The organism is Marinobacter sp. KM021 (genome assembly GCF_050707965.1).
Classification (GTDB): Bacteria; Pseudomonadota; Gammaproteobacteria; order Pseudomonadales; family Oleiphilaceae; genus Marinobacter; species Marinobacter shengliensis.
Genome location: NZ_CP136129.1, coordinates 3,570,507 through 3,592,155, shown reverse-complemented (window position 1 = coordinate 3,592,155; position 21,649 = coordinate 3,570,507). Strand labels below are relative to the sequence as shown.

The window sequence follows — 21,649 nt, the reverse complement described above, 5'->3', positions numbered from 1 at the left end:
TACTATCCGGTTGGTCGAACCCAAATAATGCACCGTCAGCCCGCCCGGAGATAACCACCGGGAGCGGAATTAGCCAGCCCTTCCAGCTCCAGCAGCAACAAAGACTGCATCAGCTGATCGGCTGGCAGGCCCGTGGCCTGGCTCAGTGCATCGGTAGATTGTGGATCATACCCCAAAGCCTCAAGCACCGCGATTTCCCGACTGTCCAACCCGGACAAATCCCGCTCTGCAGGGCCGGTTTGATCACATTCCGATGCGGGCTGCATCGACCACCAGGTGCCCAGTTCCTCCAGAACGTCATCAGCGGTCTCCACCAGCCTTGCGCCCTGTTTGATCAACTGGTGACAACCCCGAGCCACCGGGCTGTGCACCGAGCCGGGAATGGCGAACACCTCGCGCCCCTGTTCCAGCGCGGTTCTCGCGGTGATCAGCGAGCCACTGCGCAGGCTGGCCTCAACCACCAGCACGCCACGGCTCAGGCCACTGATAATCCGGTTCCGTTGCGGAAAGTGGGCGGCCCGTGCCTGTGTTCCGGGCGGGTATTCCGAGACAATAAGCCCCTGCTCAATGATGCGCCCCGCCAGCTTTCGGTGTTGTGCGGGATACAACCTGTCGAGACCGCAGCCCACCACGGCAATGGTCGGAAAACCGGCATCCAGGGCGCCGGCATGGGCGGCACCGTCAATCCCCAGGGCAAGGCCACTGGTGATCAGAAGCCCGCGCCGGCTCAGTTCGGCGGCAAACTGCCGGGCGTGCTCCAGGCCAGCCCGGGTGGCATTGCGACTGCCGACAACGCCAAGCTGGTCCTTGTGTAGTAAGTCGGGATCACCCCGACCGTACAGCAACAACGGGGCGTTATGAATATGCCTGAGTGCATCCGGATATCCGGCTTCACCATACCCCATCAGGAAAATTCCGGACGCCCGGCAGGCCGAGCGTATCCGGTCTGCCTCCACCAACACTGGGTGGCCGGCATCGTCAGCCTGCCAGGCCATCACCGCATCGATGGCATCGGTGGCCAACCCCAGGGCTTTCAGGGTGGCGGCGTTCATTTCGAGGATATCAGTCAGCTGGTCGGTGTTGGCGAGTACCCGCTCACGCAGGCGAAGGCCAAACCGGGGCAGTAGAGACAACAGGAGCCAGCGGTCGCTGGCCGAATCCAGACAGTTACGTACAGACATCTTTTTTCATCCTTGAAAACGACAATGGCCGGGCGCTCCGGCCCGGCCATTCTACCTCATTACAGACAAGCCCATGCAGGGGTGATCAGGGGTTCTTGACCCGATCACCCACCGCCAGCGGGCGAGTCGCCTGAAGAATCAGGCCATAGCTCATCTTTTCGTAAGACTGGAACACCATCAGCAGGCCAGCCCGCTCGGACGGCAGCTCAATGGTTTCACCGGTGACCGGGTCACGGACCAGGTTACCGCTCTTCATAACTGCCAGCACGTGGCCCGGCATCAAGCCCTCACGTTCGCCGCGGTTGATGGCCACCACGTTGTACTGACCGATCTGGTTAACACCACCATCCACGGAAATCATCCGGCCCTCAATCTCCTCGTCCGGAGAGCTGGGCACGAAGTTCGTGGTCAGGCGACGATCTTCGTTGACCAGCAGGCGGTCACCGATGCGCACTTCCTCGCTGGAACGGGTCAGGGTCATGGTCAGTACATCACCGTTTTCCGCGGTAATGTTACCCTTGGCGATGCTGCGCGCTTCCAGCCCCAGGAATTCACCGGTTTCAGGATCCACAAATTCCTTGCTGCGACGGAAAACGCCAACCCGGTCAGCCGGCTTCTGGCCACGGGCATAAACCCGGTCACCGGCACCGGTGATGATGCGACCATCTTCGCCTTCCAGCACGTAAGGTGCGCCGTTGATTTCAGCCGGAGAGACAATGCGGGTGTCGGTCAGGAAGCTGCTGATGGCATCCAGCGGGATGGCTGGAATCGGGGTATCGATCGCTTCGGAACGGATTTGCGGTGACAGCTTGACGACATCGCTGGTAGACACCTTGGTAATACGGGGCTTGCCATCGATGTACACCAGCGCCAGGCGATCACCCGGGTAAATCAGGTGGGGGTTGGCAACCTGCGGATTAACGTGCCAGATTTCCGGCCAGTACCAGGGGTTGTTCAGGAATCGCGCTGAAATGTCCCAGAGGGTGTCCCCTTTGACGACAGTGTAACGCTCAGGATGATCAGACCTGAGCTCGGGTTGTGCCTGGGCCCAGGAGGTAAACAGCAGCGCCGTCGCTGCCAGAGCGTACAACAATTTCCTCATTGTCTATATCCTTGATCGCGTGCCTTGAATCTTTGCGTTGGGTAACGTCGCAGCGGTATCCCCGCAGCTTATTACGTTGTTATTCCCGTTACTATAGAAGATGTTCGGGTATTTGTGATGTTATCTTTTGTTCTTCCAGTAAATTCTTCAGTATGGCTGAAAGATTTTAACTATTAACTGATCAGTTTGTACTCAATCGACAATTTATCGGATAATAGAGCCATTACGTTCTCCCCATCATAGATTCGTGGAGAAAATTTGCGCAGACCGCCGTCGCATTTCAGAGAAGCCAAAGCATTATGATTTTAGAGATTCTTGAGTACCCGGACCCGCGCCTTCGCACCATCGCCAAGCCGGTGGACGAGGTGACCGACGACATCCGCAAGCTGATCGACGACATGTTCGAGACCATGTACGATGCCCCCGGCATTGGCCTGGCGGCTACTCAGGTCAACGTGCACAAACAGATCATCGTGATGGACCTGTCGGAAGACAAGAGCGAGCCCCGGGTGTTCATCAACCCGAAAGTGGAAGTACTGGATGGCGAACTGGAAGCCATGCAGGAAGGCTGCCTGTCGGTACCCGGCTTTTATGAAGACGTAAAGCGCATCGAGCACTGCCGGATTACCGCCAAAGACCGTAACGGCGAAGAATTCGTGCTCGAGGCTACCGGCCTGCTGGCGGTGTGCATCCAGCATGAAATGGACCACCTGAACGGCAAGCTGTTCGTGGATTACCTCAGCTCGCTCAAGCGTAACCGCATTCGCAAGAAGCTGGAAAAGCTCCACAAGCAAAGCGCCTGAGGCGCCAACAGCACAGAACCGAATTCAGACCGGGTTACGACCCGGTTTTTTCGTATCAACGACACAGAGAAGCAACCACCGTGCGCATTGTTTTTGCCGGAACGCCGGATTTTGCCGCCACTGCCCTGAAAGCCCTTCTGGAAGCCGGCTATAACCTGGTGGGCGTGTACAGCCAGCCAGACCGCCCCGCCGGCCGGGGCCGCAAACTGATGCCCAGCCCGGTCAAACAGGTCGCCCTGGACGCCGGCATTCCTGTATTCCAACCGGTCAGCCTGAAACCGGAAGACGCCCAGCGGGAACTGGCTGCGTTAAAGCCAGATGTGATGATTGTGGCCGCTTACGGCCTGATCCTGCCCAAAGCCGTGCTGGATATCCCCACCCACGGCTGCCTGAACATCCATGCCTCCTTACTGCCACGGTGGCGCGGTGCCGCTCCAATTCAACGGTCTATTGCCGCCGGCGATGCCGAAACCGGCATTACCATCATGCAGATGGACGAAGGCCTGGATACAGGCGATATGCTGTTGAAAACCAGCACCCCGATCCACGCCGACGACACCGGCGGCAGCCTGCATGACCGCCTGGCGGACATGGGCGGCAAAGCGATTGTGGAAGCCCTGGTGCAACTGGCAAACAGCGAACTGGCCCCTGAGCCACAGAATGATGCCGACGCCAACTACGCCCACAAACTGTCCAAGGAAGAAGGCCACATCGACTGGTCCCGCAGCGCCATCGAGATCGAACGCTTGATTCGTGCCTTTAACCCCTGGCCCGGCACCTTTACCGATCTCGGCGAACAACGCATCCGCCTTCATCACGCCACCGCACTGGAGCATAGCAGTGACAAGGAGCCAGGCACCGTGATCAGTCGCGAGAGAGAAGGCGTTGACGTCGCCTGCGGCACCGGTACCCTGAAGATTACCTCGGTGCAGTTACCCGGCAGCAAAGCCCAGAGCATCAGCGACCTGATCAACGGCGGCAAGCAGGTGCTGCTGCCCGGCCAGGAGCTGAACTGACCATGGCCTACCAGCCCCTGCCATTCCGTGCCGTCGCTGCCAATGTGTTGCTGGCAGTGGAAAGCGGCCAGTCATTGACCCAATGCCTGCCGCCAGCCCTGAACCAGTTACCCCCGGAACAACGGCCGCAGCTACAAGCGATCTGCTACGGCACCTGCCGCTGGTTTCACCGGCTTGAGGGTGAGCTGAACCAGCGCCTGAAAAAGCCCCTGCGCAAACCGGACCGCGTTGTTCATCACCTGATGCTGGTGGCCCTGTTCCAACTGCGGTTCAGTGAACAGGCCACCTACGCCGTGCTGAACGAAACCGTGGAAGCCTGCCGGGCGCTGGACAAACCGCACCTCACCGGCCTGGTCAACGGCGTGTTGCGGGCTGCGGAAAGGGAAGGTGCGCCGGAGCCGAAAGACGACAGCAGCCGCTACAGCCATCCGGTGTGGATGGTGGAAAAGCTGCGCCACAACTGGCCGGAAGACTGGCAGGCCATTCTTGGCGCCAACAACACCCAGGCGCCCATGACCCTGCGGGTAAACGCGCTGCGTTTCAGCCGTGATGAGTACCTGAAGCTACTGTCTGAGGCAGGTATCGAGGCCAAACCTACCCGTTTCGCCCCCCACGGCATCCAACTGGATCGCCCGGTGCCGGTAGAACGTCTGCCCTGGTTTGAAGACGGCGGCGCCAGCGTTCAGGACGAAGCCGCGCAACTGTGCACCACTCTGCTGGACCTGCAACCAGGCCAACGTGTACTGGACGCCTGCGCAGCTCCCGGCGGCAAAACCTGCGCCATTCTGGAGGCCTGTGGCGAACTGGACGAAGTGATTGCCATCGACGAATCCGCCGAGCGCCTGCCCCGGGTGCAGGAGAACCTGGACCGGCTCGACCTGCACGCCACCCTGACACAGGCCGACGCCGCCGATATCGACAGCTGGTGGGATGGCAACCCGTTTGACCGCATCCTGCTGGACGTACCCTGCAGCGCCACCGGCGTGATCCGCCGGCACCCGGACATCAAGCTGCTGCGCCGCGAATCCGACATCGTACCGTTGGCCAGCATCCAGCTTGGCCTGCTGGACGCCATGTGGTCTATCCTGAAACCCGGTGGCAGGCTGGTGTACGCCACCTGCTCGGTGTTTCCTCAAGAGAACCACCGTATAATCCAGCGATTCCTGAAACAACAGACTCAGGCAAAGCTGATCAGCATCGACGCGGACTGGGGCAGGGATATGACCACCGGGCGCCAATTGCTGCCAGACCCGGACAGCCACGACGGCTTTTTCTATGCCGTGCTGGAGAAACCTGAACTATGAAAATCCTGATACTCGGTGCGGGCCAGGTAGGCGGCACCCTGGCGGAAAACCTCGCCAATGAAGCCAACGACATCACGGTGATCGACAGCGACAGCGCCCGCCTTCGTGAGCTTCAGGACCGGCTGGACATCCGCACCATGCACGGCCGCGCCTCCTACCCCACGGTACTGCGCCAGGCCGGCGCCGAAGACGCCGACATGGTGATCGCCGTAACCAACAGCGACGAAACCAACATGGTGGCCTGCCAGGTGTCCAAGCTGTTGTACAAGACACCCACCACGATCTGCCGGGTGCGGGCAAACGCCTATCTGGCCAAATCCGAGCTGTTCTACCGTCGTGACATGGACAAAGACCTGGACAGCCTCCGGGGCTTTCCCATCGACGTACTGATCAGCCCTGAACACCTGGTCACCAAACATATTACCCGGCTGATCGAGTACCCGGGCACCCTGCAGGTGCTCGAGTTCTCCAAGGGCCTGGTCAGGCTGGTGGCCATACGGGCGACCAAAGGCGGGCCACTGGTCGGCCATGAGCTGTCCTACCTGCGCACCCACATGCCCAAGATCGATACCCGGGTGGCCGCGATTTTCCGCAAAGATCGGGCCATCATGCCCCAGGGCGACACCGTCATCGAAGACGGCGACGAGGTGTTCTTTATTGCCGCCTCCGATCACATTCGCTCGGTCATGAGCGAGCTTCAACCCCTGTCCAAGCCCTACAAACGCATTTTTATCTGCGGTGGCGGCAACATTGGTTACCGGCTGGCCAATACCCTGGAAAGCCGATACCAGGTGAAGATTCTTGAGCGTGACCATGACCGCTGCGTGATGTTGTCCGAACGTTTACGCAAAACCGTGGTGCTGGAAGGCAACGCCGCCGACAAGGACATCCTGCTGGAAGAGAACATCGAAAACACCGATGTGTTCTGCGCCGTGACTAACGACGACGAAGCCAACATCATGGCGTCCCTGCTCGCCAAGCGACTGGGTGCCCGCAAGGTGCTGACCCTGATCAACAACCCGGACTACGTCGACCTGATTCAGGGCGGTGATATCGATGTCGCCATCTCGCCCCAGCAGACCACCATCGGCAGCCTGCTCACCCACGTGCGCCGGGGCGATGTGGTGAACGTTCACTCACTGCGTCGGGGCGCTGCGGAAGCCATTGAGGCCATCGCCCATGGTGATCACCGGTCATCCAAGGTGGTCGGCAAGCGCCTGGACGAAATCAATCTGCCACCAGGCACCACCATCGGCGCCATCGTTCGCCACAACGAGGTACTGATTGCCCACGACCATATTCGAGTGCAGCCCGATGACCACGTGATCCTGTTCCTGGTGGACAAAACCCGGATCCGGGACGTGGAAAAGCTGTTCCAGGTGGGCCTCACCTTCTTCTGATTGATCTCAAGCAAAACAACACCCTGGCTGGCACTTAGAAATGCAACGCCAGCCAGCGTATAATGCGCGTTTTCAAATTTCGGAGTGCCCCGCAAACCGGGGCGCCACACACAGACTGACCAGCAGGCAAACGTCGTGACAGACAAGGCAACCAACAACTCCGCGCCGGACATCAAGACCTTCCAGGGTCTGATCCTGGCACTGCAGAATTTCTGGGCGCAGCACGGCTGCGTGGTTCTCCAGCCCCTGGACATGGAAGTGGGCGCCGGTACTTTTCACCCGGCCACCTTCCTGCGTTCCATCGGCCCGGAAACCTGGAACTCCGCCTACGTCCAGCCCAGCCGCCGACCCACAGACGGACGCTACGGCGAGAACCCGAACCGCCTGCAGCACTACTATCAGTTCCAGGTGGTTCTGAAACCGTCACCGGACAACATCCAGGAGCTGTACCTGGATTCCCTGCGCGCCCTGGGCCTGGACCCGCTGGTACACGACATCCGCTTTGTCGAGGACAACTGGGAATCCCCCACGCTCGGTGCCTGGGGGCTGGGTTGGGAAATCTGGCTGAACGGCATGGAAGTGACCCAGTTCACTTACTTCCAGCAAGTCGGCGGCCTGGAATGCTACCCGGTCACCGGCGAGCTGACCTACGGGCTTGAGCGTATCGCCATGTACTTGCAAGGCGTGGACAGCGTGTACGACCTGGTGTGGACCAAAGGCCCGGACGGCGTGGTCACCTACGGCGACGTGTTCCATCAGAATGAGGTGGAGCAATCCACCTACAACTTCGAACACGCCGACACCGAATTCCTGTTCCACAGCTTCGACGTGTACGAGCGGGAAAGCGCCCGCCTGATCGAAGCCGGCCTGCCACTGCCTGCCTACGAACAGGTACTCAAGGCCTCTCACACCTTTAACCTGCTGGACGCCCGCCACGCCATTTCCGTGACCGAGCGCCAGCGTTTCATCCTGCGTGTACGTACCCTGGCTCGCTCCGTTGCCCAGGCCTACTTCGAGAGCCGTCGCAAACTTGGCTTCCCGCTGGCACCCGAGCATCTTCGCAAGGAAGTGCTGGCCGCCGCCGAGGCTGCTGACGCCAAAGCCAACAAGAAGGGCAAGAAAGCCAACAAGGCACCGCAGGAACAGGGGAACGCATAATGGCAACACAGGATTTTCTGGTCGAACTGGGCACCGAAGAGCTGCCTCCGAAAGCCCTCAAACCGCTGTCTGACGCCTTCACCCAGGGCATTGTCAAAGGCCTGGAAGAGGCGGGCGTGGCCTTCGGCAAGGTCGAAGCCTTTGCCGCCCCCCGTCGCCTGGCTGTGCGCATTCGCGACCTGGCCGATGCCCAGCCAGACAAGCCGGTAGAGAAGCGTGGCCCGGCGGTGAAAGCCGCCTTTGATGACGCCGGCAACCCCACCCGGGCCCTGACCGGCTTTGCCACCTCACTGGGCATCACCCCGGACCAGCTCGACACCCTGGAAACCGACAAGGGCGCCTGGCTGGTGTACCGCACCGTGGAGCAGGGCAAGCCAACCGTTGAGCTGATGCCCGAGCTGGTGGAGAAATCCCTGGCGGCGCTGCCGATTCCCAAGCGCATGCGCTGGGGCGCCCACAAAACCGAATTCGTGCGCCCGGTACACTGGCTGATCCTGCTGTTCGGCAACAAAGTGATCGACACCCCGGTAATGAACCTGAAGCCCGGCAACAAAACCCGTGGCCACCGCTTCCATTGCCCGAAAGAGCTGATTGTACCGACCCCGGCCGATTACGAAGTGGTACTGAAGCAGGAAGGCTACGTGCTGGCCGACTTCGCCGAACGCCGCGAACAGATCCGCCAGGGCGTTGCCCAACTGGCAGAGAAAGAAGCCAGCGGCAAAGCCGTGATCGACGAAGACCTGCTGGACGAAGTCACCGCCTTGAACGAATGGCCGGTGCCACTGATGGGCCGCTTCGAGGAGCGCTTCCTGGACGTGCCCGCTGAGGCGCTGATTTCCTCCATGAAGGAGCACCAGAAATACTTCCACGTGGTGGATGCCAGCGACAACATGCTGCCGCTGTTCATCACCGTGGCCAACCTGGAAAGCAAAGACCCGGCCCAGGTGATCTCCGGAAACGAGAAGGTGATTCGCCCGCGCCTGTCCGACGCCGCGTTCTTCTACGAGACGGACCGCAAGACCAAACTGGAGGACCGCATCGAGGCCCTCAAGCCCATCGTGTTCCAGGACAAACTCGGCAGCCTTTACGACAAATCCGTGCGGGTGGCTGCATTGGCGAAGAAGATCGCCGAGGCCATCAACAGCGACCCGGCCCTGGCCCAGCGCGCGGCCATGCTGGCCAAGACCGACCTGGTCACCGAGATGGTGCTGGAGTTCACGGATCTTCAGGGCATCATGGGCCAGTACTACGCCACCAATGATGACGAACATGCCGACGTGGCCAAGGCCCTGAACGAGCAGTACATGCCGCGCTTTGCCGGCGACGACCTGCCCACCACCCTGACCGGCTGCGCCGTGGCCATCGCCGACCGCATTGATTCCCTGGTGGGTCTGTTCGGCATCAACCAACCGCCCTCCGGTACCCGTGACCCGTTCGCCCTGCGCCGTGCGTCATTGGGCGTGTTGCGGATCATCATCGAACGCCAGCTGCCCCTGGACCTGCAAACCGTGTGTGAGTGGGCCGAACAAAACTTCACCGTGCTGACAGAGAAGAATACCGCCAGCACCGTGGTGGACTACATGCTCGAGCGCTTCCGTGCCCACTACGACGAGCAGGGCATCGGCGCCGAAGTGTACCTGGCCGTACACGCCCGCCGCCCAACCCGCCCGCTGGACTTCGACCGCAGGGTGAAGGCCGTAGAAGCCTTCCGCCAGCTGCCAGAAGCCCTGGCCCTGGCCGGCGCCAACAAGCGGGTGTCCAACATCCTCACCAAGCAGGGTGGAGACAGCATCGGCGAGACGGTGGATAACGCACTGCTGCAGGATACCGCCGAGAAGACCCTGGCCGCGAAGGTAGAAGAGCAGGCGCAGAAAGTACTGCCGCTGTTCGAGCAGGGCGACTACGCCAGCGCACTGACCTCCCTGGCCAGCCTGCGTGAGCCGGTCGACACCTTCTTTGACGACGTGATGGTGATGGCAGACGACGAAGCCGTGCGCGATAACCGCCTGGCACTGCTCAACCGCCTGCGCAACCTGTTCCTGCGAGTGGCCGATATCTCCCTGCTGCCAACGGCCAGCTGATGTACCGCTCCGCAGTTATACGGATAAATTTCCCCAGGGACGGGGGTAGTAAAACGGCCGGCAATCCGTATAATACCGGCCGTTGATCGGCGTGTAGCGCAGCTTGGTAGCGCACTTCGTTCGGGACGAAGGGGTCGGAGGTTCGAATCCTCTCACGCCGACCATTTTCCCTCCTGTTTTGTCTTTTCCTGTTTTAGTTTTCCAACGCTGTTTCTCTGGGTTCTTACACCCCGAGCCCATGAATTTCTGTATCCTTAGTAAATCTGCTCATGATTAAAGGGGTATTTTGATGAATGAGGCGATCGCCCGGCTACGTCAGTTCCGGGATGACAGAGACTGGAAACAATTCCACAACCCGAAAGACCTGTCACTGGCCCTGAGTATCGAGGCTTCGGAACTGCTGGAGCTGTTCCTGTGGAAATCTCCCGAACAAGCCGATGTCAGCAAAGTGAAGGAAGAGCTGGCCGACGTGATTGCCTATGCGCTACTGCTGGCAGACAGCTATGAGCTGGACGTAGAACAGATTGTTCTCGACAAGATTGCCCTGAACGAAAAGAAATACCCGGTCAGCAAAGCCAGGGGAACCTCGAAGAAGTACACGGAGCTATGAGCCATTCACCGATGGTAGAGATTCAGCGCTACCCCTTCAGCCGGGACGCCCTGAACGACTTGCGCGATAATGCCTTTGCTGCGGGCAACTGGCCCCTGGTCTACTTACTCAGTGACGAAAAGCACCGGCGCGCCTATATCGGCGAAACCACCGACACGCTCACCCGCATGAGCACTCACCTCAAGCACGACGAAAAGCAACTGCTGACCGCGGTGCACCTGATTACCAGCGAGTACTTCAACAAATCTGCCACCCTGGATGTGGAATCTCTGCTGATCAAGTACATGGCCGCCGATGGCAAGTACACCCTGTTGAACGGCAACCTGGGGCTGGCTGACCACAACTATTACCAGCGCGGTGCCCTGTATGAAGAGGTGTTTCGGGAAGTCTGGAACCGGTTGATTGCCAAGGGGGTTGTGTCCCGCACCCTGGACCACCTTGATAACTCCGATGTCTTTAAATACTCCCCCTACAAATCCCTGTCCTTCGATCAGCGCCAGGGCCTGCTCACCATCATGCATGAGCTGCTCAATCCCGGTGTGAAGAACATCGTGGTGGAAGGGGGAGCCGGAACCGGCAAATCGGTACTGGCCATCTTTCTGTTCAAGCTGCTGCATTCGGAAGCACACCAGATCAATCTCAAGGAATTCTCTGAGGAAGAGGCCGAGATCGACTCTCTGCTCTCGTCGCTCAAAGCCGTCATGCCCAAACCGAAAATGGCGCTGGTGGTGCCGATGACCTCCTTCCGAACCACCCTCAAGAAGGCGTTCAGGCACGTCTCCGGGCTCAGCCCTGACATGGTCATCAGCCCGTCCGAGCTCACCAAACAACACTACGATATTGTTCTGGTGGACGAGTCTCACCGTTTGCGCAAGCGCAAGAATCTGGGCGCTTACTTCGGCAGCTTCGACAAAGCCTGTGCCGCGCTGGGTATGGACAAGCATACCTGCTGCGAAGTGGACTGGGTCTGCCAACAGGCGGGCAAAGCAATCTTCTTCTACGACGAGGGCCAGTCCATCAAACCCTCCGATGCCGATCTTGAAGTGTTCCAGCGCCTGAAAGTTGCCAACGGCTCGGTCACTCATCGCTTGCTGTCCCAGTTCCGGGTAAAGGCCGGGCAACCCTATGTCGAATTTGTGGATAAGTTACTGAACGGCCGTGTTGATGATGGCGTGGTGTTCTCCGCAAAGAACTACGAATTTGAGGTCTTCGACTCCCTCAAAGACCTGGTCCATACCATCAACGAAAAAGAGGAACAGGTCGGGCTGTCACGGCTGATCGCCGGTTATTCCTGGCCCTGGGCCTCGAAGAAGGATAATGAGGCTTACGACATCGTGATCGACGATGTTCAGCTACGCTGGAACAGCACCAATACCGACTGGATCAACAAGGAAGGATCACACCGGGAAGTGGGCTGCATTCACACCACTCAGGGCTATGACCTGAACTATGCAGGCATTATCTTCGGAGAGGAGATCCGGTATGACCCGGACAGCCAGTCCATCGTCATCGACAAGGGCAACTACCACGACCGCACCGGTGGCCAGGGCATCAAAGACCCGGCGGAACTGAAGCAATACATCATCAACATCTACCGCACCATCATGCTGCGCGGCATCCGCGGCACCTTCGTCTACGCCTGTGACGATGCGCTGCGGGAGTATCTGAAGCAGCACATTCCGGTTCACACCGCTCATATCGAGCAGCCTGAAGCCACACACGTAGTGGAGCTGGAACCTTATGTGAATGCCGTGCCGCTGTTCGACCTGCAGGCGGCTGCGGGGGATTTCGGAGCACTCAGTGATGTCAGCTACATTGACCCTACCAGGCACCCAGACTGGGTCGGAGTGCCCGATGGAGTGCGAGTGCGTAAAGACATGTTCGCCTGCCGGGTGTTCGGCGAATCCATGAACCGGGTTATTCCCCATGGTGCCTTGTGCCTGTTTCGGACCGACCCTGGTGGTTCCAGAAACGGAAAAACGGTTCTGGTGGAGTGTATGGACAGCATTGATGCAGATTCAGAGTCACGCTACACGGTGAAGGTCTACGAAAGCTTTAAGAATGAAGACAAATACGGCTGGCGCCATACCCATATTCAACTGAAACCGAACTCTTACGATGACAGTTTTCAACCCCTTCTCCTGACAGATGAAGAAGCACTTCAATATCGAGTGGTTGGGGAGTTTGTTGGCGTTATTGATGAGTAGTATACAGATCAAAGGTGTTTGACAACCCAAACCCAGCATATCAGACTTCAAATCACATCCGCCCCTTGGCAGTACGCCTCCCTCAACTATCCCGAGGGTGTGCCGAGCCCTTGGGGCTTTTCTGTTTAGGGAAAACCAAGGCGCTTTCAGCGTCATGGAACATGGGGAAAGGACAATACCCTCTGTGACCAAAGCCTTATCCACCGTTGAAATCGTAGAAGTTATCCGCCGGTCGGAGCACGGGATGACCGAACCCTTTATCTGCCGGGGCGACGATGACAACTTCTACTTTGTAAAAGGCATTGGCGCAGGCCGGGACAGTCAGATCAAAGAATGGGTTTCCGGTAACCTGGCACTGCTCTTCGGTATACCCGTAGCGCCATTCAGAATTGTAAACGTGCCAGAAGAGATTCTGGAGATACTGCCTCCTGGCCATGCAAGAGATCTTGGTGCTGGGCCTGCATTTGGCTCTTTAGAAAAACGCCTCACGGAAATAACCGTTCCCCAGATTCGAGAGGTTCCGCTAAAGATCAGAAAGGCCCTTCTATGTTTTGACTGGTGGATTGCAAACGGCGACCGGTGCTTTTCCGAGAACGGTGGTAATCCGAATCTGTTCTGGGAGCCCAGCAAGAGGGAACTGGTCGTTATCGATCACAATCAGGCCTTCGATACAGAAGTTACTGCAGAAACCTTTTTCCGTGACCACATCTTCCACGATGTGTCTGCGGACATTGCGGATGACTTGGTTGAGCGGCAGATCTACACTGACAAAATGAATGAAGCACTCTTCCACTGGGATTCGATCGTTGCCGGGTTGCCAGAAGAGTGGTTTTATATTGATCCTGAAATGACGATTGAGCTGGGTCTGAGCACCGATGAGCTTAAAACGCATTTGTTACGTTGTCTGAGCGATGACTTCTGGAACTGGAAATGACTAGGTTTGCTTGTAACTACGCCATTGTGCGATTCATGCCATACGTCGAAACCGGCGAGTTTGCCAACGTCGGCGTTTTGCTGTGGATACCCAAGCAGAAAACTTTGTTGTTCAAACTTCTACGACGTAAGTACGGACGAATTACTCAATTCTTCGAAGAGCTGGATAAACAGGTCTACCTGAAGGCCATGGCTGATCTGGATACCGAGCTTCACCGAATCGAGGGGCTGCTGAAGGAAGGTGCTGTGGTAACCGCCAATCCAAATCTTGAATACGGCTTCCATAAGGGCATTTTCAAAGAAATCATCCGTCCCCGTGAGACCATTGTCCGCTTTAGCGAGCAAAGGGCCATTCTGACGGAGAATCCGACAGAAACACTCGCTGCACTCTACGACTATTACGTTGGCCGCAACTTCGTGACCAAGGAGTATCAGGAAGGGCTGATGGAGAAGGGTATCAAGCGCCTGCTAGATCAGGAAAATCTTGGCAAGCGCTATCAAAAGCGAAAAGTTCAGGACAAGGTTTACGGTGTTTCCTTCCCCTTTGTCGAAGAGCAGAATCAAAAGGCAGTGAGGGTGATCAAACCATTATTTCTGGGCCAGGCCGATTCAACCGCGATTATCGAGCATGGTGGTCAGTGGCAACTTAAGGTCGAACAACTCAGAAAACGGCAACTACTTCATGGCCCAGTTTTATTTCCCGTAAAAGGCCCCGAGGATGCTAAAGCCGGCGACCACCGCCAAGAGGCTTTCGAAGAAACCAAGCAGAGTCTCTCAGGTGAAGGCATAGAACTGGTTGCCTTTGAAGAGCACAAGAAGATTTTGGAATTCGCTTCTCAACTTGTGCATTGAACGACCATTTTCGTGATCTCACGAAAATGGTCATCTTTTATTCCCGTCAACGCGACTGCTCCACCACAATCAACTCCCCAAGCTCAAACCCCTCCGCCTCTGCCCTTTCCATGAACGTCTCCAACACCTCCTCACTCACCTCCGGCGTGCGCGACATCAGCCACAGGTAGTTTCGGTTGTAGCCGGTGATGTAAGCGGTGGTGTAGTCGTCATCCAGCCCGAACACCACGTAGGAGGCGTAGAAGGGCCCGAAGAACGACACTTTCAGATGGCCCACATCGCTGTCGCCCACGAACTTTGCCCGGCCTTCGGCTTCTTCCCATTCGCCTTCTTCGGCGTTGTAGCCCCGGTTGATGACTTTGATGCTGCCGTCTTCGTTAAGGGTGTACTCGGCGGTCACCTGGCTCAGGCCCCGCTCGAAGGAGTGGTCCAGCCGGGCGATCTCGTACCAGGTGCCTAGGTAGCGGCCCTGGTCGAAGCCGGTGACCGGTTCGATGCCTTTGGGCAATCCGGTGCAACCGGCCAGCAACAGGAGTAGTGTGGTCAGCAGAGCAAAGGGTTTCATCAGGCGCTGTCCTTGATTCAGGGAGATGCAGCAACAACCATAACAAAGCGCCGGCGAAAACACTGCTGTGATTGCCTGAGCTCTGGAATGCGAAAAGCGACGTATACTGAACCTCAACCAATCAAGGAGAACAGGCATGATCGGATACGTAACCATCGGTGTCAGCGATATGGGCAAGGCCAAGCAATTCTACAGCGATCTGCTGGGGGATCTTGGCGGCAAGGTGTTGCTGGATATGGAGCGAATTGCGTTCATTGGCGAGAGCATGGCCAAGCCCATGTTGGCGGTGTGCGTACCGTTCAACGGTGAGCCCAATCATCCGGGCAATGGCAACATGGTGGCGATCCCGGCGGGATCCAAAGCAGCTGTGGATAAGTTTTATCACAAAGCCATTGAGCTGGGCGCAACCTGCGATGGAGAGCCTGGGCAACGTATTCCGGATATGTTCTACGGCGCCTATGTGCGGGACCCGGACGGCAACAAGCTGGCGTTCTTCGAGTTCGGCTAAGCATGCAAAAGGCCCCGTCGTGGGGCCTTTTTGTTGGTGACGCGGTTCAATACGCGCCGCGAATCAGATCAATCCCCGGCTTCAGCACTTCCCGCCAGGCTTCCCTCAGCTCTGGTGTGTATTCCGGATCGTGTACTCGCACCGTTTTCAACAGGGCTTCTTCCCATAAACCGTACCACTCCGGCTGGATGTCCATGCGCTTGCGACTGTGGCTTTCACCCAGATCCCGCAGTTTGCGATCAGACATGCCCCGGGCCACCAGAATAATCTGCATCACGCCGTTACGCAGCAGATGGCGCTGGGCGGGCATATCGGTATTCACAAACCGGGCGCGAATAGCATCCGAGCTAGCCATAAAGAAGTCGTAGAAATCGACGAAGAATTCATCTTTCCGGCAGCAGCGGCCATAGCTCTGAAATACGAGATCCGTTGGGTTCATTTGCAATCTGTGTCCTTGATCAACGGTGGGATTGTCATTAAAGGCCACGGATTCTAAGCAAGCGAACAAGATTTTCCATAGCGAGTTGTAACACCTGTCGCCATCAACGACGGCTATCTAAAGCTGTCGTAACTGCCTGCTCAGGTAAACCACCACCCCGGCAGCAGTCGTTTTACCGGAGGCTGCAGAAACCGGTCATCAATCAGCCAGATCACGCCCTGGTCGTCCGGGGTGCGGATCACCCGGCCGGCGGCCTGGGCCACTTTCTGCAGGCCGGGGATCAGGTAGGTGTAGTTGTAACCTTCGCCAAAGCGTTGCCGCAGGCGGTCTTTGAGGATTTCGTGCCAGGCATCGAAGGGCGGCAGGCCCAGGGTAGCCACAAAGGCGCCGATCAGCTGGTCGCCAGGCAGGTCGATGCCTTCACTGAACACGCCGCCGAGCACCGCAAAGGCGACGCTGCCTTCGGGTTTCTGGAACTCCGCCAGGAATTGCCTGCGCTGCTCCGGGCTCATGCCCGGCTGCTGGGAACGCTGGGGGATATCCGGTGCCTGGTCCGCCAGCGCATCACTCACTTCTTTGGCGTATTTGAAGCTGCTGAAAAACGCTAGGTAATGGCCCGGCCGTTCCCGGTACTGTCTGGCGATCAGTTCGGCGATGGGTTGCAGGCTGGCCTGCCGATGTACCTGTCGGGTGCTGATGCCGGGGGTGAACCGCACCTGCAATTGTTCGGCGCTGAACGGGCTGGGCAGGGAGGTGAAGCGGGCGTCTTCCGGCAGGCCAAGTAGATCCCGGTAATAAACGCCGGGGCTGAGGGTAGCGGAGAACAGCAGTACCGAGTGCGGGGTCTTGAAGCGTTCGGTGAGGAAATCCGCCGGGATCAGGTTCTGGATGGTCAGGCTGGCCCGGCCACGACCGCTGCGCGCGAACTCGCAGAGCGAGTGATCCCCGAAGCTGTCCGCCAGTTTCATAAACGCCACACTTTCAAACATCACTTCCTGCAGGGCCAGGTCTGGCGGGTTGTCGGCCAGGTAGTCAGTGATCACGGAAACCATGGCCTGCAACGCGCCCAGCAATTGCGGCGGCAGGGTGGCCAGGAACACCGGCTGCGCCTGCTCACCGTGATCCCGAATCAGCGCCTGCCAGGCCCGGGCGGTGCGGTCCAGGGCTGCTTTTACCGGTTTAGGGGCGGTCTTCTTCAATTTCAGTAAGCGCTGTTGCTCCAGCTGCACTGAATACATGCCACGGGCCCGATCCACCAGGTTGTGGGCTTCGTCCACCAGCACGCTGGCTCGCCAGTTGTTCTGGCGGATCAGGCCATGCAGCAGGGCCGACTGGTCGAACAGCCGGTTCACATCGCCAATCACCAGATCGCTCCAACGGGCCATTTCCTGGGCCAGAAAGTAGGGGCATATGTCGTGACCTGCCGCGATTGTCGCCAAATTCTGCTGATTCAGCGGCTCTTTGATCTGAACTGCCTCGGCCCGGGCATCGGGCAGGCGGTCGAAGAAGCCCTTCGCCAGTGGGCAGGACTCGCCGTGGCAGGCTTTGTCCGGGTGTTCACAGGCGTCGTCTTTGGAGACCAGTTCCAGGGTGCGCAACGGCCAGGGCTGCAGCTCATGCTGGGCGACTCGCAACTTATCCACCGCATCCAGCGCCAGCTGCCGGGCGGTGTTGCGGCAGGTGAGGTAGTACAGCCGGTCCTGCTTTGCCGCGGGCATCGCCATCAGGGCCGGGAACAGGGTGCCCAGGGTTTTGCCCAGGCCCGTGGGGGCTTCCAGCAGCAGGGTGCCGGCTTTGACGGAATTCTTGTACACCGTTTCCGCCAGCTGGCGCTGTCGGGGGCGGAAGTCCGGGAAGGGAAAGCGCAGGTTAGCGAGCAGGGCATCGCGCTGGTCCCGATGATGCTCTTCCTGCTGGGCCCAGGCTTTATAGCGGCCACACAGGATTTCCAGTTCCTGCCAGAGCTCGTCGGCTTTGGCGGTTTCGGTAAGCACCGTTTCCTTGTCCCGGCCGGTGTCGTAATAAACCAGGGCCAGTTCCACGCTTTTGCGCTTTTCCTGTCGGCACAGCAGGGCACCATAGGCCCGTAACTGGGCCCGATGCAGAGCGCGCTGGTGGGGGCGGATGCGGGACACATCGCCCCGGTGGGTTTTGATTTCTTCCAGCCGGTTCTTGTGTGGGTGGTAACCATCGGCCCGGCCGGAAAGCTCCAGCTCCCTGCAGTTTCCGGTAAGTGAATACTCGCTTTTATAGCCGTAACCGCGTTTTGACTGGATCGCCTGGTGGCCGGCAATGCCCTCCTCGGCACTTGGGGCCGGGGTGTAGCGGAAGTCCAGGTCGCCGTGGCGGGCCGCGAATTCACACAGGGTGCGGACGGCGACTTTCACAGGCTTGCCTCATCGCCCTGCCAGCGCACATAGCACACGCTGGCGGGAATGCCTTCACGGGCGAAGAACTCCAGCCAGCGAACCTGGTGGTCCTGCAGCCGGTCGCCGGGGCCTTTTACCTCGATCATTTCATAGCGCTGTTCCGGTTGGTCGGTGTCCGGCACCAGCCGGATCAGGTCGGGAAAGCCGCTACGGTGTTCCTTGATGTTGTTGAGCAGGCGGCGGAACAGGGCCTCCAGGTGGCGCGGGGGAATGCAGTGCAGCGCCAGCTCCAACAGATCTTCATCCAGTACCGGCCAGAACACAAAGGGATTGGCGATACCCTGCTTGGTCTGAAAGGTGTCGCGAATGTCCTGTTTATAGGCATGGGTTTTCAGCAGGCCGAAATGCTCTTCAAAAGCCTGCTGGCGCCGGGCCACAAAATCTTCCCGGGTCAGATCCGCCGGGCCGATATGGAACGGATGGAAGAAGGCGCCAGGCAAGGGCTTGAAGATCACCGGCCAGCACAGCAGCCCGAACAGCGCGTTGATCAGGGTGTTCTCCACATAGAACACCGGCGCGTCATCGGTGCCCAAATGACGCAGGGCCGCCAGCTCCACGGTGCCGGTGTCTGGCTTGGGCAAGGTCAGGGTGAATTCCCTGAGGGTGGGGTTATCCACAGGCTCGGGCTTGTCCGCCCCCACCTTGGGCGCCAGCCGTTTCAGCAGGCGGTTCAGGCCCTGGGCTTCGGCGTCGGTCAGCTCACTGGTCCGCCACTGACAGGCAATGGCCCAGGCTTCATCAAAACGCTTCATACGCTCCAGCAACCGCAGCTGTTTCAGTCGCGCTTCCCGGTGGCCACTGGCCGCCCATACCTGCAATGCCAATTCCTGCTCGCCCTGGCGCTCCGCCTGCCGGCCCAGCTCCAGTAACAACCGATCCCGGCGGCTGATGAGCCAGGGGTTATCCACAGGGCCGGGTACATCCGCCCAGACCTCTGTGGCTGGCTCACCCCGATCAAGCCGTTCCCGGCACTGATGCATTTGCAGGTAACCATCCACTTCCGAGCGATGCTGAAAGGCGCGAGATTCCGGGGTAAAGGGCACCGGCTCGAACTGCTGCACGCCCAGTTCCACCAGCACAAAGTCCGTCCAGCTCTGGCGCAGGTTGCCGAAAAACATCAGGCGGATGCGGTCGAACAGGGCCATGTCCTGGAGCTGGACCACTTCCGGGGCCTGTTCACCGACAGCCTCTGCCAGCCAGTGCCGCAGGGGCCTTGGTTCACCGAACGCTTCCGCCAGCAACTCCCGCATCTGAGCTTTTCCCAGCGTTTTCGGGTGGCCCTGTTGGTGCAGCCAACCGCCAAAGACCGGCCTTAGTTCAGCCAGGGTAAACAGCCGGAACAGATCATCCAGGCTCAGCTCCGGCGAGTTATCCAGCCAGCCCTCCTGCACCAATAACTTGAGCGCTTCGGCCTCCGGCACCGGCAGTTCCGGATAATGCAGCTTGTCGGCCCGGAACAGCTCACCGGTACGCATCACCATCCGCGTGAGCAAGGCCCTTGGCCCGGTCGCCAGGTTGGCAAACGCCGCCAGCCGGTTTCGCTCCCGATCGGTCAACAAATCAGCGTGATGATCGGCCACCCAGGACACGATGGTGTCCATATTGCTGAGGTAATACAGGGGGTCTTCAAGGTTTGCTGTTTGCGGGCGCTGGCCCGTGGTTTCTGTCGTCATAGGGCTGGAACTGTAATCCATGCACAAAAATTAATCATCACACGCCTTGCCAACCCCTCTAATGATAACTATTATCATTTGCATCAAGACAAGGAGGACGCCATGAAATTTCTCTGCCCGCGCCATCGCCAAATGTTTGCCCGCCTCTCCATCAACGAACAGAACGATCTATGGCTGTTCTGGATGGAATACGCCTTCACGTTCTGCGAAACCGAGCAGACCGAGAAGATGATCGCCGCCACTGGCAGTGCCTTTGACCTGGCCTGTCTGGCCAGGGCGGACCACCCGGAATGCATGCACGTGGAACTCACACTTTCCGCCATTCTGGTGTGCTGTGCCCTTCGGGACCGTGGTGATCACAACGCGGCAGACTACGTGCTGTTCAGCGCCCTGGAAAGCCTGCAGTCTTCCGAGCCCCGCTATGGCAGTCCCAGCGGCGGCTGCAGCACCGATCAGTGCATTGAAGTGCTGCTGGATACCTCCCGGCAAGCCAGCTTTTTTGCAGAATACCTGAACTGGCCCGCCACGCCACTGGCACCTCGGGCACAACGTTCGGCAATGGTCGCTCACTAACGCTAAGGAGGGGGTTATGGGAATGGTATTCAATATCCCGCAAACGTCCCGGACGAATCGGGCAGAACAAGTATCGTGGCTGGATTGGAAACCCGGTAGTCAGGTTTGTATCAGTATCGATGCCGACTGCCTGGCCAGACTGATGGCAAAAAAACAGCTGCACATTCAGGACTTTTCCTGCACCGACGAGACCTCAAAACAAATTGTCAGGGGCCTGCTGCTGGATTGTCTCCGGGTACCCTGAGATCGTCAGATACCCAGGTCCGCAGGCTGCAAGCGAACTCCGGCAATTTTCCAGGCTCCGTCCGTCATCTCCATGCGGTAATAGGCGTCCCAGCGTTTGCCCTCAGGGCCTTGCAATCGAACCACCTGGATATCAAAGCCATCATGAGGTACCCGCTGGGCAAACTCGATGGCGGTGGCGCTGTGAACGGCGGGGTAGGCTTCGCGCACCATCGCCAGAAAACCTTCAGAGGTGCCGAATCGCCGTTTGATCCCTTCTGACGCATACTCCCAGGCCTGTACCTCATCGTCATTAGCGAAAGCTTCAATTTGGCTGAGTATGGCATCCCGGATATCGGCATCCGCGTCATCGTCCGCCAGCGGTCTGGAAGACCAGGCCAAGGCAAGCACCAACGCCATCGTAAGGGTCAGGATAACGCCGGTTTTGATGTTAATGATGTTAAGCCCCATGACGACCACCCGCATTCTGTTCAACTTTTAATCAATACGCTACCACTGCGGCTGCGGATTGATCCATCACTGTTGCTGCTCAGGCCAAATCAATCGCCCCGAGGCTCGATGCGAGGGTCCGC

The 21,649-nt window shown here is 58.6% G+C and carries 20 protein-coding genes and 1 tRNA gene; 14 read left to right on the top strand and 7 right to left on the bottom strand.

All coding sequences use genetic code 11. The features are described 5' to 3' along the window. Positions 1–35 precede the first annotated feature (35 nt). Together dprA and RVM24_RS16780 are read right to left on the bottom strand one after the other, a co-directional pair. On the bottom strand, positions 36–1,181 hold the full coding sequence (gene dprA / locus RVM24_RS16785) for a DNA-processing protein DprA (protein WP_061331395.1): 1,146 nt from the start codon (positions 1,179–1,181) through the stop codon (positions 36–38). An 85-nt stretch (positions 1,182–1,266) separates the two neighbouring features. Continuing rightward, entirely contained in the window at positions 1,267–2,283 is a 1,017-nt protein-coding gene (locus RVM24_RS16780) for a LysM peptidoglycan-binding domain-containing protein (protein ID WP_061331396.1), read from the bottom strand. A 296-nt stretch (positions 2,284–2,579) separates the two neighbouring features. Here RVM24_RS16780 and def point away from each other — a divergent pair, with 296 nt between their 5' ends. The 11 genes from def to RVM24_RS16725 all read left to right on the top strand — a co-directional run bounded on the left by def (position 2,580) and on the right by RVM24_RS16725 (position 14,647). Continuing rightward, on the top strand, positions 2,580–3,086 hold the full coding sequence (gene def, locus RVM24_RS16775) for a peptide deformylase (RefSeq protein ID WP_082780516.1): 507 nt from the start codon (positions 2,580–2,582) through the stop codon (positions 3,084–3,086). Positions 3,087–3,166: 80 nt separating this feature from the next. Beyond that, positions 3,167–4,102, top strand: coding sequence for a methionyl-tRNA formyltransferase (gene fmt / locus RVM24_RS16770; RefSeq protein ID WP_061331398.1), 936 nt, complete (start codon positions 3,167–3,169; stop codon positions 4,100–4,102). A gap of 2 nt (positions 4,103–4,104) precedes the next feature. Further along, on the top strand, positions 4,105–5,406 hold the full coding sequence (gene rsmB, locus RVM24_RS16765; RefSeq protein ID WP_061331399.1) for a 16S rRNA (cytosine(967)-C(5))-methyltransferase RsmB: 1,302 nt from the start codon (positions 4,105–4,107) through the stop codon (positions 5,404–5,406). Beyond that, on the top strand, positions 5,403–6,806 hold the full coding sequence (gene trkA, locus RVM24_RS16760) for a Trk system potassium transporter TrkA (RefSeq protein WP_061331400.1): 1,404 nt from the start codon (positions 5,403–5,405) through the stop codon (positions 6,804–6,806). The genes rsmB and trkA overlap by 4 nt, the downstream gene beginning before the upstream one ends. 135 nt (positions 6,807–6,941) lie before the next feature. Beyond that, positions 6,942–7,964 (top strand): glycine--tRNA ligase subunit alpha, encoded by a 1,023-nt coding sequence (gene glyQ / locus RVM24_RS16755; RefSeq protein ID WP_058091829.1) that lies wholly within the window; start codon positions 6,942–6,944, stop codon positions 7,962–7,964. Then, positions 7,964–10,045, top strand: a complete 2,082-nt coding sequence (gene glyS / locus RVM24_RS16750; protein WP_286922491.1) for a glycine--tRNA ligase subunit beta — start codon at positions 7,964–7,966, stop codon at positions 10,043–10,045. The genes glyQ and glyS overlap by 1 nt, the downstream gene beginning before the upstream one ends. Positions 10,046–10,132: 87 nt before the next feature. Next, positions 10,133–10,209 (top strand) — tRNA-Pro (locus RVM24_RS16745). A gap of 125 nt (positions 10,210–10,334) precedes the next feature. Further along, positions 10,335–10,655, top strand: a complete 321-nt coding sequence (locus RVM24_RS16740) for a nucleotide pyrophosphohydrolase (RefSeq protein ID WP_286252796.1) — start codon at positions 10,335–10,337, stop codon at positions 10,653–10,655. After that, positions 10,652–12,862 carry a DNA/RNA helicase domain-containing protein gene (locus RVM24_RS16735; RefSeq protein WP_106694575.1) on the top strand — a complete coding sequence of 737 codons (2,211 nt, stop codon included), beginning with the start codon at positions 10,652–10,654 and terminating at the stop codon, positions 12,860–12,862. Before RVM24_RS16740 ends, RVM24_RS16735 begins: the two co-directional genes overlap by 4 nt. 184 nt (positions 12,863–13,046) lie before the next feature. After that, the gene (locus RVM24_RS16730) at positions 13,047–13,796 is read left to right on the top strand and encodes a HipA family kinase (RefSeq protein WP_286252792.1); all 750 of its coding nucleotides are present in this window, start codon (positions 13,047–13,049) and stop codon (positions 13,794–13,796) included. Then, positions 13,793–14,647 (top strand): DUF3037 domain-containing protein, encoded by an 855-nt coding sequence (locus RVM24_RS16725; protein ID WP_244178232.1) that lies wholly within the window; start codon positions 13,793–13,795, stop codon positions 14,645–14,647. The genes RVM24_RS16730 and RVM24_RS16725 overlap by 4 nt, the downstream gene beginning before the upstream one ends. Positions 14,648–14,693: 46 nt before the next feature. Here the strand turns inward: RVM24_RS16725 and RVM24_RS16720 are convergent, their stop codons facing one another. Then, complete coding sequence (locus RVM24_RS16720; RefSeq protein WP_431474427.1) at positions 14,694–15,212, bottom strand: lipocalin family protein; 519 nt, start codon at positions 15,210–15,212, stop codon at positions 14,694–14,696. Between the two features lie 136 nt (positions 15,213–15,348). Here RVM24_RS16720 and RVM24_RS16715 point away from each other — a divergent pair, with 136 nt between their 5' ends. Next, positions 15,349–15,720 carry a VOC family protein gene (locus RVM24_RS16715; protein WP_106694578.1) on the top strand — a complete coding sequence of 124 codons (372 nt, stop codon included), beginning with the start codon at positions 15,349–15,351 and terminating at the stop codon, positions 15,718–15,720. Between the two features lie 46 nt (positions 15,721–15,766). Here RVM24_RS16715 and RVM24_RS16710 read toward each other — a convergent pair whose 3' ends face one another. The 3 genes from RVM24_RS16710 to RVM24_RS16700 all read right to left on the bottom strand — a co-directional run bounded on the left by RVM24_RS16710 (position 15,767) and on the right by RVM24_RS16700 (position 20,261). Further along, entirely contained in the window at positions 15,767–16,159 is a 393-nt protein-coding gene (locus RVM24_RS16710) for a globin (RefSeq protein ID WP_106694579.1), read from the bottom strand. 140 nt (positions 16,160–16,299) lie between these two features. After that, positions 16,300–18,546, bottom strand: coding sequence for a helicase C-terminal domain-containing protein (locus tag RVM24_RS16705; protein WP_431474426.1), 2,247 nt, complete (start codon positions 18,544–18,546; stop codon positions 16,300–16,302). Continuing rightward, a complete protein-coding gene (locus RVM24_RS16700) occupies positions 18,543–20,261 on the bottom strand; it encodes a VRR-NUC domain-containing protein (RefSeq protein WP_431474425.1) in 1,719 nt (572 codons plus the stop codon). The genes RVM24_RS16705 and RVM24_RS16700 overlap by 4 nt, the downstream gene beginning before the upstream one ends. 102 nt (positions 20,262–20,363) lie before the next feature. On the opposite strand from RVM24_RS16700, the gene RVM24_RS16695 reads away from it, so the two are divergent. Both RVM24_RS16695 and RVM24_RS16690 read left to right on the top strand, forming a co-directional pair. Further along, positions 20,364–20,834, top strand: a complete 471-nt coding sequence (locus tag RVM24_RS16695) for a hypothetical protein (protein ID WP_431474424.1) — start codon at positions 20,364–20,366, stop codon at positions 20,832–20,834. 16 nt (positions 20,835–20,850) lie between these two features. Further along, a complete protein-coding gene (locus tag RVM24_RS16690; protein WP_431474423.1) occupies positions 20,851–21,078 on the top strand; it encodes a hypothetical protein in 228 nt (75 codons plus the stop codon). Positions 21,079–21,083: 5 nt separating this feature from the next. Here RVM24_RS16690 and RVM24_RS16685 read toward each other — a convergent pair whose 3' ends face one another. After that, positions 21,084–21,527 (bottom strand): DUF4864 domain-containing protein, encoded by a 444-nt coding sequence (locus RVM24_RS16685; protein ID WP_138437397.1) that lies wholly within the window; start codon positions 21,525–21,527, stop codon positions 21,084–21,086. Positions 21,528–21,649 lie beyond the last annotated feature (122 nt).